Below are 15,221 nucleotides of genomic sequence, written 5' to 3' on the forward strand. Positions count from 1 at the left end.
CTTCTACTTCCTCACCTCTTGCCCTTACTACTACAACATAGGCCAGACCCGAAAAGGATCTGACCTTGTTTTACGATATTAAGTTGGACCAGTACCATTGGATTATGCAAGAAAGATAGCACCATATCCTAGAGCACCGATAATCACATATGCTGGATGAACTTTAAATTTCTCTAATAATAAAAAGCTGACTACAATTAAAATCAACGTTTGCCAAACACCAACATCCACGTAAGCTGTTGAGAAAAAACTAAATGTCATGATACCTAATAGTACTGCAATCGTTGGTCGTACATAACTTGTCATTCTTTTTACTTTTGGTGAATCCTTAAATTTATATAAGATACCTAGCAATGTAATCATCAATATTAAGGAAGGCGCCACCGTTGCAAAGACACCAACTAAAGAACCTAAAATACCGCCTTGTTGATATCCAATATAACCGGCCATCTTTGTTGCAATTGGTCCTGGGAGTGCATTCCCTAATGCTAGAACCTCACTAAATTCAGAAACAGTGAGCCAACCGTAACGGTCAACAACCTCGTTTTCAACGAGTGGTATGGAAGCTGGACCACCACCATATCCGACAATACCTGGAATAAAGAATGCTAGGAAAATTTGCCAGTAAATCATTACATCCCTACCCCTCTTTCAACATTTTGAGGTGTTTCCACATCTTTACTCTTGTCTTTCTTAAGAAGTGCAAAGAGTAAAATTCCTCCTATTAATATACCTGGATGAACACCTAAAATGGAAAGAAGGATAAAGCTTCCAACGACAACAGCGCTTGCCGGTAGCCACCCTAAGGAATCCTTCGATTTCTTAAAAAAGTCCCAAGTTAAGGTAGCGAGCATAACTCCAACGACTGGTACTACAGCCTTAGTCATGCCACTAACCCATGGTTGGTCTTTAAAAGAAGCTAAAGATGTTAATAGTACAACCATTAAAATTATCGTCGGTACAATAGTTGCTAACACTCCGATAATCATGCCAATTACACCTGATACACGATAGCCAATATAGCCAGCCATCTTAGTAGCGATCGGCCCAGGAAGCGTATTTCCTAGGGCCAACACGTCTGCAAATTCATCATCATTCATCCATTTGTACTTATCGACTACCTCTTTATGAACAAGGGGGATAGATGATGGTCCCCCTCCGTACCCCAACATGCCCACTCGAAAAAATGCCAAAAATAACTGAAAATGTTTCAAACCGATCAATCCTTTTTTTAATGGTGTATAAACTTTGAAGCAAATACATTACCAAGCTGCTATTGCACCATCTGTTCTTGATTCAGTACCTCCATATAAAACACCTGATACAGAATCTCTCCAAATAATTTGACCACGACCAAAGCTTCCACCGTCAAGCGCAATCTGAATCTGATGACCTTTTCGTGCAAGTGCCTGTGCAATATGCGGTGAGAAACCAGGCTCCACTGAAACCTTCTTACCTTCGGACCACTGCCATCTTGGTGAATCTAGTGCCGCTTGAGGGTTTAAATGGAAATCAATTGTATTCATAATGACTTGGGCATGACCCTGCGGTTGCATGTAACCCCCCATTACTCCGAATGGTCCTACAGCTTCATTATCCTTAGTTAAAAATCCTGGGATAATAGTATGATAAGTCTTTTTACCAGGTTCAAGTGCATTCTCATGATCTGAATCAAGTGAGAAGTCATGACCACGGTTTTGTAAAGCAATACCAGTTCCAGGAATTACAATCCCTGACCCAAAGCCCATATAGTTACTTTGAATAAAGGAAACCATATTCCCTTCTCCGTCAGCTGTTGCAAGGTACACTGTACCTCCACTTGGTGGTGTTCCTGGTTCAGGAGTTAAAGCCTCATCCCCGATTAAACTTCTACGATCATCTGCAAACTGATCTGATAATAACTGTTCCACACTTACAGACATCTTTTTTGGATCTGTTACATATTTCTTAGCATCTACAAATGCTAGTTTCATAGCTTCGATTTGCTTATGATACGTTTCAACAGACTCCTTCTCTTTTAGCTCAAAGCCTTTTAGGATATTAAGAGCCATTAACGCGACAATCCCCTGGCCATTTGGTGGGATTTCCCACACATCATAGCCACGATAATTCACTTTAATTGGGTCTACCCATTCAGGTTGATAATCAGCTAAATCTTCTTTTCTTAGGAATCCGCCATATGCATTTGAAAACTGGTCAATTTTATCAGCCAACTCACCACGATAAAAACTTTCAGCATTTGTCTCTGCGATGGACCGTAATGTGCTTGCATGATCTGGTGACCTCCATACTTCCCCAATTTCAGGAGCTCGACCATTTGGGGCAAATGTGTCGAACCAGTTCTTATATTCGTCACCCTGAAAGATTTCTTTAAATCTATTAAATGACACTTTCCAATTTTTGCCCAATATAGGTGATATCGGATAACCATTTTCTGCGTAATCAATTGCTGGCTTTAGCACTTCTGACAGTGGTAATTTTCCAAACCTTTTTGAAAGCTCAGCCCATGCTGCCGGTACACCAGGAACCGTAACAGGGAGTAATCCATGAGTTGGCATAGAGGTATGTCCCTGCTCTTTCACCTTATCAATTGATATACTTTTTGGTGCCGGTCCACTTGAATTTAATCCATGTAGTTCACCTTTTACCCAAACTAATGCAAAGGCATCCCCGCCAATTCCATTTGAAGTTGGCTCCACTACTGTTAAACATGCAGCAGTTGCAATTGCTGCATCGATTGCATTACCACCCTTTTTTAAAATATCTAAACCCGCTTGGGCGGCCAGTGGTTGTGATGTAGCAACCATTCCATTTTTGGCAATCGTTGTTACCTTTTGTGAGGCGTATGGATGATTCAAATAATCAAAGCTCATCTTTTTGTACCCCTTTCATCTTAATTAATACCGAATTTCTTCATAGATTTTGTTTTACATTGTTAACTATTTTAACACATTTACTTAACAAACGGATGAAGGACTTCCACTTACCGATTAGCCTTTTATACTATTAGACGATTCTGTTTGAAGTTTTCTTTCATTCCTAATCTCAGAAACAACTGCATATATAAGGGAAGCAATTGTCAGTCCCAAAAGTACACCAGAAATCGGTCGAGTAAAAAATAATGTTAAATCTGCATCAGTAGAAATTGCCCTACGAAGGTTTACCTCTGTCATCGGACCTAAAATAACGCCAAGTACAAAGGCAGCTAAGGTAAAATTGAACTTTTTCAAGAAATAACCAACTACTCCAAAGATCAACAAGACCCAAATATCAAAAACTCGGTTGTTTACTGCAAAACTACCTAAAGCACATAAAATAAGAACAACCGGCAGTAAGTAATGCATTGGAATGTCTGTAATTCTCAAAAACAATCGAATTCCAAATGCTTGAATGAGTAACATAAAAATAGCAGAAATAAAGAATGCAAGAAAAATACCATATGCTAACACCGGCTCAGAAACTAGAAAGTATGGACCCGGTTGGATACCGTGGACTAAAAGCGCCCCCATCATCATCACTGTAACTGCACTCCCCGGGATTCCCAATGCCAATGTTGGAATTAACGCCCCACCCTCAGAAGAGTTATTCGCCGCTTCTGCTGCAATGATTCCTTCCTTTCTACCCGTTCCGAATAGCTTTGAATGTTTAGACATCTTTTTTTCAATATCATAGCTAAGGATATTGGCAATACTTGAACCCGCACCCGGTAATGCCCCTACAAATGTGCCTACAAGTGAGGAACGGATTACGCTCACCCATGAAGTTGCTAAGTCTTTAATAACTTTACTTATTGGGTAATGAAGATTAATATTTTTATCCAACGTAAATTTATCAGCTGAACTCTTCGTAACCTCTGATAAAAGCTGAGAAAATGCAAAGATTCCAATTAAAATAGGTAAATAATTGAACCCAGAAAGCAGGTCAGTCAAACCAAATGTAAAACGTTGTGCTCCCCCAACAGGGTCCAATCCAAAGGTACCAATAAACACTCCTAGTAATCCCGCAATTAAGCCTTTGATTAGATTCCCATTACCAAGTGTTGCAATTGCACTTAATCCAAATACCATTAGACTAAAAAATTCCCATGGTCCAAATTTGATGGCCCATGAAGATAATAAAGGAGCTGCCAATACGAGAATAATTCCTCCAATTAATGAACCGGCAAAGGATGCCCATAGTCCAAGTGACAAGGCACGGCCAGGTTCCCCGTTCTTTACCATTGGATACCCATCAAAAGTGGTCGCCATAGCAGATGGTGTACCCGGTATCCCTAATAAACAAGCTGAAATTAATCCTCCAGAGGCACCTCCTAACCAAACTCCCATCATAAGGGAAATTCCCTGTAAAGGTTCGAGTGAAAAACTAAATGGGAGTGTTAAGGCAACCGCCATTGTTATCGTAAATCCAGGAATACATCCGAAGACGATTCCTGCAATTACCCCAACAACCATTAACAACAATGTATCCCATTGTAAGATAGCTTCAATACTTAATAATAAATTCTCCATGATGATTCCCCTCCTTCACTTTAGAAAAACAGCCCTTTTGGTAAGTAGACATGTAGTACACCTTGGAAAAATAATGTAATTCCTAAAGTAATAGCTAGTAGCCCACCTATAGCAACAAGGTGTTTTTTCCATGACTTTTTCTGTTGCACAATTAGTAGATAAACAGTCGCCATATACAAAAAGGAAGAAGTAATAAAACCAACAACGTCAATTAAAACTAAATAAACAGCAAAAAGGCCAAAAAGTACCCAAACAATCCACTCTTTCTTGCTCTTACCTTCTGTACTATCACTTTTTTGGGTCACTTTAGTAGGGACAAAAAATGATTTTATCAGCATGATCACAGAGAGGAAGGCAATAATCCCTAGAATGAGCCTTGGAAAGAACGTAGCTGGTAATCCTGATAGCTCTTTTGATTCAATTAAGGTTGATTGATAGTAGAAAAATCCACAAAATAGTAGTAATCCAATGCTTACTAGCCGATTGTTTGCCATGTTTGACACCCCTTAAGTCCTTAATCGATTATCCCTTGTCGCTTCAACATTTCTTCCATGAACGCAACATCATCCTGTAAGTACTTTGTATATTCCTCTGTATCCTTAAAGTTCACATCTATGCCCATATCTTCCATTTCTTTTATGTAGTCGGGATTCTCTGAAACTTTCTTTAGAGCATCGTTCATGATCTTCACAATTTCTTTCGGAGTACCTTTCGGAAAGAAATAACCACGATTAGTAGCATTCACGAAGTCAATTCCCTGTTCCTTTAATGTTGGAACATCTGGTAATGCAGGGTTTCTTTCCTCGGATGCAATTGCAAGCATTTTTAACTGATTTGCTTTTATGTACTCTTTTGCAGCAGGAATCGTTGTTGATCCTAAATGTAAATGATTACCTAAAAGGGCTTGAGTACGTTCAGCTGTACCTTCATAGCTAACAATGTTAAACTTCACATCTGCCCGATCCTGAATTCCTAACGGAACGATATGTGTAGTTGATCCAACTGTTGCACCAAAGCTAATTGATTCTGGATCTTCTTTTAGAGCGTTTATTACGTCTTCCATGCTGTTCCACTCATTGTCAATATGAGTTGCAATTAACTGATTTGCTGTTGTAATTAATGAAACTGGTTCAAATTCAAAGTATGAAAAATCAGATTTGCCCATTAGGTGAGAAACGGCTATTGAATCATGACCTGCTATTAATGTGTATCCATCAGGATCAGCTTGCATCCCTTCTTGTGCACCAATGGTACCACCAGCTCCACCAATATTTGTAACGATGAACTTTTGCCCTAATTCCTTTTCTAAATACTTGTGTGTAATACGGGCTATTACATCCGAATCGCCACCTGCAGCCCAAGGAACGATTACATTGATCGGTTTTGTTGGATAATCAATTGCAGTGTCCCCCGATCCCTCAGAGCCTCCCGAACTTGACGAGCCACAACCTGCAAGTAATAGAGCGACAATCGACATAAATACAATAATTGCAAAAGCTTTACTTCTAAACATGTTTTTCATTTCTATTCCCCCTTTTGAAATAAAAACATACAAACGTAACCTTTATACACACTATGGTTTCGTTTGTATATTAAATTATTATATATTCTTACCTTTTGTATGTCTAGGAATATTCCGAATAATTTTTATATACTGTTTCTTTAAACACAGGAATTTCGATTAATCTTTGTAATTCCTGAAAATACGTCAATATTTTTATTCAGGCAATATTACTTAATTTAATTGATTCTCGTATTACTTCTAAGGTAAGATTGTTTTACTACAAATCTCGGTAAAAGTGGTGACCTAAATGAAACTCGATGAAACGGATAAAAGGATTCTCGAGCTTTTGACGATAAATGGAAGAATGTCCTATGTGGATATTGGAAAAGAACTTGGGCTATCAAGGGTATCGATTCGCGAGCGCGTGAATCAACTGATTGAAAAAGGCATAATTGAGAAGTTCTCTGTTGTGATTAATTCTGAAAAAGTCGGAAAAGGGGTGTCAGCCTTTTTCGAGGTCGATTGTGAGCCAGCCTCACTTGTGAGGGTTGCAGAAACTCTTGTTAACAATCCTAGTGTTGCGAGTTGCTACCAAATGACAGGGCCTAGTACCCTGCATATGCACGTTCTTGTGGAGGATTTTGCGAAGCTTGAAAAATTTATTAACGAAGAACTCTATAGTTTGGATGGGATTACGAGGGTGGAAAGTCATATCTTATTGAGACGATTTAAGAGTCGGACAGGTCTAAAATTATAATGGTTCCCGGGTTCTTTTCAGAACATCTACAGCTGCTAACATTTGAACGATGAAAAATTTCCCCATTTATAGAAATATAGAATAGCCCTTTGGGTCATTGGTGCTATATAATTAGGAGGGGTTTGCAAACGTTTAATTCAAAGTATGCAAACTAAAAATATAAATTAGGGGGGCTTTACATGTTTAAAAAGAAGTTTGCTCTGGGACTTGTGTCTCTATTAACTGCAAGTACTTTACTTGCTGCATGTGGTACGGATACGAAAGAAACGAGCGGAGAAAAAGTTGAAAAGTCTGATTTGAAGGTTGGTATGGTTACTGACGCAGGTACTATTGATGATAAATCATTCAATCAAGGTACTTGGGAAGGAATTCTAGCAGCGAAAGAAGAGCTTGGTATTCAAGAAAAATATCTAAAGCCAGCTGGAGAAATTGAGGCTGAGTATTTAAAAGAGATTGGAAATCTTTATGATGCCGATTTCAAGTTCATAGTTACACCTGGCTTTAAATTCGAAACGGCAATCTATCAAGCGCAATCAAAATATGAAGATGCAAAATTTGTGATTCTAGATGGTAATCCACATAACGGTGACTTTGTTCCAGATGTAGCGGATAATACTGTTTCTATTTTCTTTGCTGAACATGAATCCGGTTTCTTGGCTGGTGTTGCTACAGCATTAGAATTAAAAGAAGGTGAAGCTGGTTTTATTGGCGGTATGGAAATTCCAGCTGTTCAAAAGTTTAACTGGGGATTCCAACAAGGTCTTAAGTATGCGAATGAAAATTTAGACACTAACCTTGTTATTAATAAAGAAAATGTTCTCTATCAAGGTTCATTTAATGATGTTGCTGCAGGCGGACAAATTGCTGCTCAAATGTATGATAAAGGCGTTAATGTAATCTTTGCTGCCGCTGGTGGTGTTGGTGTTGGAGCAATCAACGAAGCAAAGACACGAGCTTCAAATGGTGATGATGTTTGGGTCGTTGGTGTTGATGTTGATCAATATGCCGATGGTGAATATGCGGATGGTAAGTCTGTCGTTCTAACATCTGCTATAAAGAAATTAGCCCATGCTACACAAGAGCTTATTAAACAAGAATTGGATGGAAAATTCCCAGGCGGAGAAACACTTACGTATAGTGTTGAAAATGATGGTGTTGGTATTCCTGAAGAAAACCCTAACTTAAGTGAGGACACAATTACTAAGGTAAAAGAGGTTTATGAGAAAATTAAATCAGGCGATATCGTCGTTTCTTCTGAACAAGGTGATCTAATTAAGTAAGTAGTTTCATAGAGGAAAAGAAAAGATTTCATGGGGATGCGAGTTTTTATTCGCATCTCTTTTTCATTTTTTCAATAAATAGAAGTTTGCGTCCTTCATAACATACCTCCTCTTATTTGTACCTCTCCTACATTCACCAAAATCTATACGTTTCCCAACTCTTTTTTATTTCTGATAATATTTTACAAATTAGAAAAAGATATTATCAAGAAAGGAGGGATAGCAAATGTCTGTAATTAAATGGTTAGTAGGATTGTGTGTGGCGATGTCGCTTCTTGTGGTTGGTTCACTTGGTGTATTTGCCGAAACACAGCCTTTGGAGCCAATTCAAAAAATTGAGGTCGGGTTGAACGATGATTACTTTAACCCGAAAGCCATCACGATTCCTAAAGAAAAACCAATTGTGTTGGTTTTAAAAAATAACGGCGTTAAAGAACACACCTTCACAGTAGAAAAGCTTGGAATTGACTATGACCTCAAACCAAAACAAATCAAAATTGTAACTGTGGAACCGAAAAAGCCTGGTACATATGAACTGATATGTCGATACCATGCCAAAGAAGGAATGGTCGGACAGGTAATCGTAAAATAATAGGCACGGCCAATTTGGCCATGCCTGTTTTTATTACGCTGCTCTTTCTTTTTTTGCAAATAGGTAAATAGAACTCACAAGTAGGAGAAGAATCAAAAGTAGGGAAACAGTCAAAGATAAAGCGAATTGTTTGTCTGGACTTCCTGTTAAAAGCAGTGAACTTGCGTGTGTTGAGAGCCTTGCTGGACTCCAGGTCATCCATTTAGATAATAATGAAGTGAGTGCTGACAACCCAATCGCAACCAGCAATGACATACCTGCTACAAAGATATTACTTTTAAATAATGAGCTTAATAGAAGGGTAACGGTCACGAGAAACACAAGCCACGTCCCATACACGAGTGAACCTTTCAGTAGTTCGCCAAATTCTACGTCACCGATTAATACTCCAGTGTAATACCAAGACGCTAAGATACCTAGTAAAAATGAACCCAATGTCATGATTGTGACGCTTACCCATTTTGCTGTGATGTAATTAGCGAACGAAACAGGTTTTACAAGAATGATATCCGAAACGCCACTGTTTTTTTCCGCTGCAACAATCCCCATAAACGCTAATACCAACACCAAAATCCCGATTTGGCTGTACTGTCCGAAGGTTTGCACGAGCACCTCCTGTGGGGTTGGCATCGGGATTTCAAAGACCGCTCCTTCTGGCAACTCACCCGCTGCTTTGATAATCTCGGGCAAATAATAAGAAGTTACAGGTTGCATGATCCCAAGTAAAATGAAAACAAGTGGGATCCACAGGATTTTAAAATTCCGCGTCATCTCAATCCATTCTTTTTTAAATAATACTGTCCACTGTCTCATGCCTTCACCACCTTCATGAATACATCCTCGAGGGACGATTGCCCGATTTTAAATGTTGATACCGGTATATTTTTAGTCAATATATCTTGTAAAATAGCATTTCTTGCAGGTTCAAGTCGAGAAACAACAATTGTTGCATTCGTGCGTTCAACCGACACTTCATGAACCGAGTCAATTGCGGTTAAACCTTTTGCCCAAGTGGTGATATCCTTTTCTGCTTCAATAATGATTACATCATGCTGGTGCTTTTTTCGTAGACCCGAGAGCGTATCACTTAATGCCAATTCTCCCTTTCGGATAATGACAATATCATCACAAACTTCTTCAGCGTCATGCAGCACATGTGTTGAGAACAGAATCGTGGTTTTCTTTTTCAATTCACGCATCATTTCAATGACTTCGCGGCGACCGACAGGGTCTAATGCGGAGACTGGTTCATCAAGCATAACCAGCTTGGGTTCATGAATCATCGCCTGTGCAATCCCAAGGCGCTGCTTCATTCCGCCTGAAAAACCGCCAATTCTCTTTTTCTTTGCATCAATAAGTCCTACCAACTCTAGTAATTCATCCGCTTTTTGCTGGGATTCCTTTTTCGATAAATGTGCAAGTTGCCCAACATAGATCAAAAATTCATTTGCCGACATCCAGTTGTAAAAAACAGGGTGCTGCGGCAGGTACCCGATGTATTTCCGATGGTCGCCATTTTCCATACCATCAAAGGCAATTTTTCCTGATGTAGGATGAAGCAGGCCAGCCAACATCCGTAAAGTCGTTGTTTTCCCCGCTCCATTCGGACCTAGTAAAGCTGTACAGCTTCCTTTTTTTATATCAAAGGAAAGATCATTAACCGCCGTTTCCTTTCCAAACCGTTTCACCAAATTTTCAATAGAGACCAATGTTTCTGTCATCCTATCTCTTCCTTCCAATTACAAAATAGAGAATCGGGCCAAGTATACTGACCAAAAGGATGACAAACACCCATAAAATCTTTGGTCCATTCGTTTCTTCACTTCTTGCAAGATCAACTATGGCCGTTACCAATAAAATTAATTGAATCACGATGATTGGAGCAATAAGCGCCCAGTTAATACCCGTCATACCCGAATCACATCCCCCTCAATTGTTTTTCCAAAGATAATACGACCGACAACAGGAAAAAGTTCAGTACAAATAAAAGTTTTTTTGGGACACGGGGACAGGTCCCTCGTCCCACCATTTATTTACAGGGACATGGAACCTCTGTCCAGACATAAAAACAGCAACCATTTCTATCATGGTCGCTGTTTAGTCATTTATTCTATTATGTCTGTATGGATGCTAACAAAATAAGATTCTAGTAGGTGTTGGAACTTGTCCTCCAACTTATAATATTCCCTGTCGGCTTTTTCAACTACCTGATAAAATGAGTACTCGTCGATTTCTCCGTTTTCCAAAGCAACAAAATTTTTCCACATTTCTTCGCCGTATTTTTGTAAAATCACAGCATATTCTTGTGCAGCAATTTTTTCGAGTACTTTGGTGAGCTCTTTTATGTAAGCCGTAATGCCCACTTCTGAAATATACTCACTCCACCAATTAAGCAAAGCCTCATGCCCACCACTTTCAAGTTCTGAGTAGTATTGAAAAACAAGAAACGCCTCGTTTAGCACTTGATTTTCTGTTGGAAAATCGATACTGCAAACCTTGTGAATGACTTCATTCCAGATATCGTCTGAACTTTTCATGTTCACTGCCCTCTTCTATTTTTACCTGATTATACCATGAGAACACTGGGACAGTTCTCTCGTCCCACCATTTATTTACAGGGACATGGAACCTCTGTCCCATAAAAAAACCGACTACCCTATTGGGTAATCGGTTGGATTATTAGCTAAAGTTGCCACCACAGGCTAGACTACTATTTCTCCTAGCTTACGCTTTTGCCATTCCGATTGAAGCATCAGTTGAGTGTGCATTTTCCTCTTCATTTGAGTTTGCATCTTCCTCATCTTTTGATCCTTCATCGTCAGCAGGAGTGCCTTCATCTGCAGGCTTTTTACTATCTTCTGGTTTCTCTTCTTCATTTGGTTGCTTATCTTCTGCAGGTTGCTTGTCTTCTGCAGGCTGCTTGTCTTCTTCCTTCGTTGCAGCTTCTTTGTCTTCTGTCCCTTGCTCACTTTCTTCAAGTGCAGTTAGGGATTGTCCAAAGTACTCAATTGGATTAACAGCAACACCGTTGTTACGGATTTCAAAGTGAACGTGAATAGCTGCTTCTTCATCATATTGATTTTCGCCAGCCATTCCAAGGACTTCACCTTGTTCAACTACATCACCTTTTGCAACTTTTAGGTCTGCAAGAGATTGATACATTGTTACAACACCGTCAGAGTGCTCAATTTCCACAACATTTCCGTGTAGTGGATCTTTTTCAGCACGTGTTACAGTTCCAGCTAATGATGCAACAACTTCAAATGTCTCACCATTTTTAGCGACGATATCAATTCCTTTGTTAGGGGAATAAATATTGTTATAGACTACAAGAGCTGCTTCTTGCTTTTCTGCTGAAGCTTCTGCATCGTAGAATTCCCTAAAGACTTGGATTGCATCTTCGTCAATGACAGGCATCTTAAAGTTTTCTGACGCTTGGTTTACCGGTACACTTGGCTCTTCACCTGTAGCAGTTCCTGGTTGATTCTCACCATATTTCAAATCATCCTTCGCTACATCGTTCTTGCCTTGGAACCATAAAACCGCGGTTAGAATGAGTGCTGCACTTACCAAATAGATTGCTGGGAATACCCAACGCTTTCTAAAAAAACTTTGTAAACTTGATTTTTGAGAAGTACGTTTCTTTTCTTCCTCTCTCATGTTTATCACCTCAGCAACCATTCTGAACACATTCGCGGAATTATATACATTTTCAAAAAATTTTTTTCGATTATTTTTCGACAAAGCCTAAAATATTATTCATAGAATCGAAATTTTTTTCGAAAAGGGGTCCAGTTGGACGTTGCTTTTTCGGGTTTCGTATGATTTATCAGGTTTTGGAGTTGGTGATGATCTTTTGATTGGATGCGGTTTGGGAGCTAGAATGGGGGTTGACTTTTTAACTTTTGATGATGGACTTTGCTTGCTGCCTGGGCGTTCGTTCGGGACTTCATAACCTCGATGAAGAACTTTACTCGCTGCCTGGGCGTTCGTTCGGGACTTCATTACCTCGATGAAGAACTTTACCCGCTGCTTCGGCGTTCGTTCGGGACTTCATTACCTCGATGAAGAACTTTACCCGCTGCTTCGGCGTTCGTTCGGGACTTCATTACGCCGATGAAGGACTTTGCTTGCGGCTTCGGCGTTCGTTCGGGACTTCATTACGCTGATGAAGGACTTTGCTTGCGGCTTCGGCGTTCGGGCGGGACTTCATTACGCTGATGAAGGACTTTGCTTGCGGCTTCGGCGTTCGTTCGGGACTTCATTAAGCTGATGAAGAGGATTCGTACGACAACTTCCTTCTGATTTCCTCTTCATAAACTCTATGAAGAGGATTCGTACGACAACTTCCTTCTGATTTCCTCTTCATAACTCGATGAAGAGGATTCGACACCAAACTTCCTGCCGTTTTCCCCTTCATAACTCCGATGAAGAGGATTCGACCCCAAACTTCCTTCCACTTTCCCCTTCATAACCTCGATGAAGAGGATTCGTACGCAAACTCCCCCACGTTTTCCCCTTCAAACTCTGATGAAGAGGATCGCACGACAACTTCCTTTCGCGTGCCACATTACAAGCGTTACACAGCGGCCTTCTCTAGCTTTCCCCTTCATAACTAAATCTGATATACCAACTTTTCAGACGACGTACCACGCTTCGGTACCGGTAAACCCGAGTAAGTACGCAAAAACTCCTCCCTCACACCTTCAATGAATGCTATACTATGTAGGTACATTTTTTAAAGGAGAATTTTCATGAGAGCATTATTACGACTTCTACTATTAATTGCACCATTTTTATATATGATTTTGATTTTTATATTGTCGAGTCTTCCGTCGGATGCGATTGTGAACACTCCGTTTTCCTGGGACCGGGCTTTTAAAGAATCGCTGCACCTCATCGAATTTGGTATTCTTTACGGGCTTTGGGTATTGTTTTTCCTTGTGCAAGGAAAGTTCAGCCCTAAAGCGAGTCTCGTTTCCGCTGTGATTGCCATTGCCTACGGCTTCTCAGATGAGTTGCACCAGTATTTCGTCCCTTACCGATCTGCGACTGTAATTGATCTTGTTAAGGACACAATTGGCGTGCTTGTGCTTTATATGATTGTAAAAGTTAGTTATTTTGGAGAAAAACTGCCGAGGATAAGAAAGCTCCTCTACTGGGTGGAGAGCTTAAACAGCAAAAATGCAGAGGGGAAGTAACCCCTCTGCCTTTATTTTTTCACGGTTAATTTATTTAAAAAGTTCTCTGTGGATGAAATTTCAACGCCTTGGTAGTAATGTGTCACAATGTCCTTGTAACTCTTACCTTCCTTCGCCATTCCATCGGCACCATATTGACTCATGCCAACACCGTGGCCGTAGCCCTTCGTTTGAATGACGATATGGCTGCCTTTACGCTCCCATGAAAAATCACTAGAACGAAGGCCTAATGCATCACGCACTTGCACCCCTGTGAATGTCTTGCCCCCGACTTCAACAGATGCTACACGATTTGATTTCGTTCTTGAAGTAATCTTGCCAATATCGTTACCATTGCCAAGCTTAATCCCTAATTTAGATTCAAATTCGGATACAGGCATATTGACTTGAGAATGAAACTTTTCTGTATTGACATCCCACGGGCTCTCCACACTTTTTAAGTATGGTACTTCATTTTTCCAAACGTTCTCCGAGTCTTCAGTATATCCATTACTTGTTGAGTAAAATACGGCATCAATTGGTTCACCATTAAAGGTTATAATTTGTCCTTGTGTTTCGTTAACGGCTTGCCTAATTTTTTCGATTTTCCAATCATAGTCGCCTTTCCATTGGACCTTTAGTTCCTCATTGTTTTTATAAACCTGATGACTGACCGTATCTGAAACATCTGCACCATTTGGCACCTTTAACTTTTGATCACTCAACATTTGTCTAACCACGTATGTTCTTGCTGCCAGCGCTTGTGCCTTTAATGCTTCTAACTCAAATTCTGCAGGCATTTCCATCGCGAGCACGCCTACTACATATTCTTCTAGTGGCACATTTTCAATTTTCTGAGCACTGACACGGTGAACGGCAACCTCCACAGTTGGCCCTGAGGCGATTTGAGGCGGTTCCGGATTTGATTGTCGCTCTTCAGCTAGCTTTCCCGCATCTTTATCAGAGAACGGAATGACAAGCATTGATGGAATCAATAAAATTAAGACGAAAAGGACAGAAACTAGTACAATGATTGGTTTAATCTGTTTCATGAATGCAAGCCTCCACTTTGAAATTAATGCACGAACGTAAACATGCACCTATATATCAATATCTATGGTAGTGGACAAGCTTTTATGACATTTAATAGCAGAAAAATATTTGTGTTCTATTATCTACCACTCATAGTATAATTTTCCTATTACTACCATTATCAAATAAAAGGGGAAACAAATAAGATGAGTAAAACCGAATTAGTAGACTATGTCTTGGCATTTTCTTTTCATCATTGAGAATCCAGACTCTCACGCGACTAACGTTATATTACTACTTCTTATCATTGCAAATATCATTCCTGCTATAAAAAATAATAAATAATAGGAATAAAAATAAAAAAGCTA

At 39.7% G+C, this 15,221-nt stretch carries 17 protein-coding genes; 5 read left to right on the plus strand and 12 right to left on the minus strand.

Going from position 1 to position 15,221, the window contains the following annotated elements:
- Nucleotides 1–102: 102 nt before the first annotated feature.
- From NST91_RS24315 to NST91_RS24340, 6 genes are all read right to left on the minus strand, one after another.
- Nucleotides 103–633, minus strand: coding sequence for a chromate transporter (locus NST91_RS24315; protein WP_341333214.1), 531 nt, complete (start codon nucleotides 631–633; stop codon nucleotides 103–105).
- A complete protein-coding gene (locus NST91_RS24320) occupies nucleotides 633–1,214 on the minus strand; it encodes a chromate transporter (RefSeq protein ID WP_341333215.1) in 582 nt (193 codons plus the stop codon). Before NST91_RS24320 ends, NST91_RS24315 begins: the two co-directional genes overlap by 1 nt.
- 48 nt (nucleotides 1,215–1,262) lie before the next feature.
- Nucleotides 1,263–2,873: a gamma-glutamyltransferase gene (ggt, locus tag NST91_RS24325; protein WP_341333216.1), complete on the minus strand. Its 1,611-nt coding sequence runs from the start codon at nucleotides 2,871–2,873 to the stop codon at nucleotides 1,263–1,265.
- A 117-nt stretch (nucleotides 2,874–2,990) separates the two neighbouring features.
- Nucleotides 2,991–4,508 (minus strand): tripartite tricarboxylate transporter permease, encoded by a 1,518-nt coding sequence (locus NST91_RS24330; protein ID WP_341333217.1) that lies wholly within the window; start codon nucleotides 4,506–4,508, stop codon nucleotides 2,991–2,993.
- 20 nt (nucleotides 4,509–4,528) lie between these two features.
- Complete coding sequence (locus NST91_RS24335) at nucleotides 4,529–5,002, minus strand: tripartite tricarboxylate transporter TctB family protein (protein ID WP_341333218.1); 474 nt, start codon at nucleotides 5,000–5,002, stop codon at nucleotides 4,529–4,531.
- A gap of 20 nt (nucleotides 5,003–5,022) precedes the next feature.
- Entirely contained in the window at nucleotides 5,023–6,030 is a 1,008-nt protein-coding gene (locus tag NST91_RS24340) for a tripartite tricarboxylate transporter substrate binding protein (RefSeq protein ID WP_341333219.1), read from the minus strand.
- A gap of 289 nt (nucleotides 6,031–6,319) precedes the next feature.
- Here NST91_RS24340 and NST91_RS24345 point away from each other — a divergent pair, with 289 nt between their 5' ends.
- From NST91_RS24345 to NST91_RS24355, 3 genes are all read left to right on the plus strand, one after another.
- Complete coding sequence (locus NST91_RS24345; RefSeq protein WP_121449226.1) at nucleotides 6,320–6,769, plus strand: Lrp/AsnC ligand binding domain-containing protein; 450 nt, start codon at nucleotides 6,320–6,322, stop codon at nucleotides 6,767–6,769.
- A gap of 179 nt (nucleotides 6,770–6,948) precedes the next feature.
- Complete coding sequence (locus NST91_RS24350; protein WP_341333220.1) at nucleotides 6,949–8,049, plus strand: BMP family lipoprotein; 1,101 nt, start codon at nucleotides 6,949–6,951, stop codon at nucleotides 8,047–8,049.
- 226 nt (nucleotides 8,050–8,275) lie between these two features.
- The gene (locus NST91_RS24355) at nucleotides 8,276–8,641 is read left to right on the plus strand and encodes a cupredoxin domain-containing protein (protein WP_341333221.1); all 366 of its coding nucleotides are present in this window, start codon (nucleotides 8,276–8,278) and stop codon (nucleotides 8,639–8,641) included.
- A 33-nt stretch (nucleotides 8,642–8,674) separates the two neighbouring features.
- Here the strand turns inward: NST91_RS24355 and NST91_RS24360 are convergent, their stop codons facing one another.
- The 5 genes from NST91_RS24360 to spoIIQ all read right to left on the minus strand — a co-directional run bounded on the left by NST91_RS24360 (nucleotide 8,675) and on the right by spoIIQ (nucleotide 12,301).
- The gene (locus NST91_RS24360) at nucleotides 8,675–9,454 is read right to left on the minus strand and encodes an ABC transporter permease (RefSeq protein ID WP_341333222.1); all 780 of its coding nucleotides are present in this window, start codon (nucleotides 9,452–9,454) and stop codon (nucleotides 8,675–8,677) included.
- Nucleotides 9,451–10,362 (minus strand): ABC transporter ATP-binding protein, encoded by a 912-nt coding sequence (locus NST91_RS24365; RefSeq protein ID WP_341333223.1) that lies wholly within the window; start codon nucleotides 10,360–10,362, stop codon nucleotides 9,451–9,453. Before NST91_RS24365 ends, NST91_RS24360 begins: the two co-directional genes overlap by 4 nt.
- A gap of 1 nt (nucleotide 10,363) precedes the next feature.
- The gene (locus NST91_RS24370; protein WP_121448478.1) at nucleotides 10,364–10,552 is read right to left on the minus strand and encodes a PLDc N-terminal domain-containing protein; all 189 of its coding nucleotides are present in this window, start codon (nucleotides 10,550–10,552) and stop codon (nucleotides 10,364–10,366) included.
- Nucleotides 10,553–10,746: 194 nt separating this feature from the next.
- A complete protein-coding gene (locus tag NST91_RS24375) occupies nucleotides 10,747–11,178 on the minus strand; it encodes a DMP19 family protein (protein ID WP_341333224.1) in 432 nt (143 codons plus the stop codon).
- A 187-nt stretch (nucleotides 11,179–11,365) separates the two neighbouring features.
- On the minus strand, nucleotides 11,366–12,301 hold the full coding sequence (gene spoIIQ / locus NST91_RS24380; protein WP_341333225.1) for a stage II sporulation protein SpoIIQ: 936 nt from the start codon (nucleotides 12,299–12,301) through the stop codon (nucleotides 11,366–11,368).
- 142 nt (nucleotides 12,302–12,443) lie between these two features.
- Between spoIIQ and NST91_RS24385 the strand changes: the two genes are divergently transcribed.
- Together NST91_RS24385 and NST91_RS24390 are read left to right on the plus strand one after the other, a co-directional pair.
- The gene (locus tag NST91_RS24385; protein ID WP_341333226.1) at nucleotides 12,444–12,596 is read left to right on the plus strand and encodes a hypothetical protein; all 153 of its coding nucleotides are present in this window, start codon (nucleotides 12,444–12,446) and stop codon (nucleotides 12,594–12,596) included.
- Nucleotides 12,597–13,395: 799 nt separating this feature from the next.
- Complete coding sequence (locus NST91_RS24390; protein ID WP_341333227.1) at nucleotides 13,396–13,842, plus strand: VanZ family protein; 447 nt, start codon at nucleotides 13,396–13,398, stop codon at nucleotides 13,840–13,842.
- An 11-nt stretch (nucleotides 13,843–13,853) separates the two neighbouring features.
- Here the strand turns inward: NST91_RS24390 and spoIID are convergent, their stop codons facing one another.
- The gene (spoIID, locus tag NST91_RS24395) at nucleotides 13,854–14,873 is read right to left on the minus strand and encodes a stage II sporulation protein D (RefSeq protein WP_341333228.1); all 1,020 of its coding nucleotides are present in this window, start codon (nucleotides 14,871–14,873) and stop codon (nucleotides 13,854–13,856) included.
- Nucleotides 14,874–15,221 lie beyond the last annotated feature (348 nt).

Origin of the sequence: Ferdinandcohnia sp. FSL W7-1320 (genome assembly GCF_038050315.1) — a bacterium.
Lineage (GTDB): Bacteria > Bacillota > Bacilli > Bacillales > Bacillaceae_L > Ferdinandcohnia > Ferdinandcohnia aciditolerans.

Coding starts and splice junctions, on each gene's coding strand:
- NST91_RS24335 (WP_341333218.1), bottom strand. CDS start 5,002: ATGGCAAACAATCGGCTAGTAAGCATTGGATTACTACTATTTTGTGGA.
- ggt (WP_341333216.1), bottom strand. CDS start 2,873: ATGAGCTTTGATTATTTGAATCATCCATACGCCTCACAAAAGGTAACA.
- NST91_RS24360 (WP_341333222.1), bottom strand. CDS start 9,454: ATGAGACAGTGGACAGTATTATTTAAAAAAGAATGGATTGAGATGACG.
- NST91_RS24340 (WP_341333219.1), bottom strand. CDS start 6,030: ATGAAAAACATGTTTAGAAGTAAAGCTTTTGCAATTATTGTATTTATG.
- NST91_RS24375 (WP_341333224.1), bottom strand. CDS start 11,178: ATGAAAAGTTCAGACGATATCTGGAATGAAGTCATTCACAAGGTTTGC.
- NST91_RS24390 (WP_341333227.1), top strand. CDS start 13,396: ATGAGAGCATTATTACGACTTCTACTATTAATTGCACCATTTTTATAT.
- NST91_RS24350 (WP_341333220.1), top strand. CDS start 6,949: ATGTTTAAAAAGAAGTTTGCTCTGGGACTTGTGTCTCTATTAACTGCA.
- NST91_RS24345 (WP_121449226.1), top strand. CDS start 6,320: ATGAAACTCGATGAAACGGATAAAAGGATTCTCGAGCTTTTGACGATA.
- spoIID (WP_341333228.1), bottom strand. CDS start 14,873: ATGAAACAGATTAAACCAATCATTGTACTAGTTTCTGTCCTTTTCGTC.
- NST91_RS24330 (WP_341333217.1), bottom strand. CDS start 4,508: ATGGAGAATTTATTATTAAGTATTGAAGCTATCTTACAATGGGATACA.
- NST91_RS24370 (WP_121448478.1), bottom strand. CDS start 10,552: ATGACGGGTATTAACTGGGCGCTTATTGCTCCAATCATCGTGATTCAA.
- NST91_RS24365 (WP_341333223.1), bottom strand. CDS start 10,362: ATGACAGAAACATTGGTCTCTATTGAAAATTTGGTGAAACGGTTTGGA.
- NST91_RS24355 (WP_341333221.1), top strand. CDS start 8,276: ATGTCTGTAATTAAATGGTTAGTAGGATTGTGTGTGGCGATGTCGCTT.
- spoIIQ (WP_341333225.1), bottom strand. CDS start 12,301: ATGAGAGAGGAAGAAAAGAAACGTACTTCTCAAAAATCAAGTTTACAA.
- NST91_RS24315 (WP_341333214.1), bottom strand. CDS start 633: ATGATTTACTGGCAAATTTTCCTAGCATTCTTTATTCCAGGTATTGTC.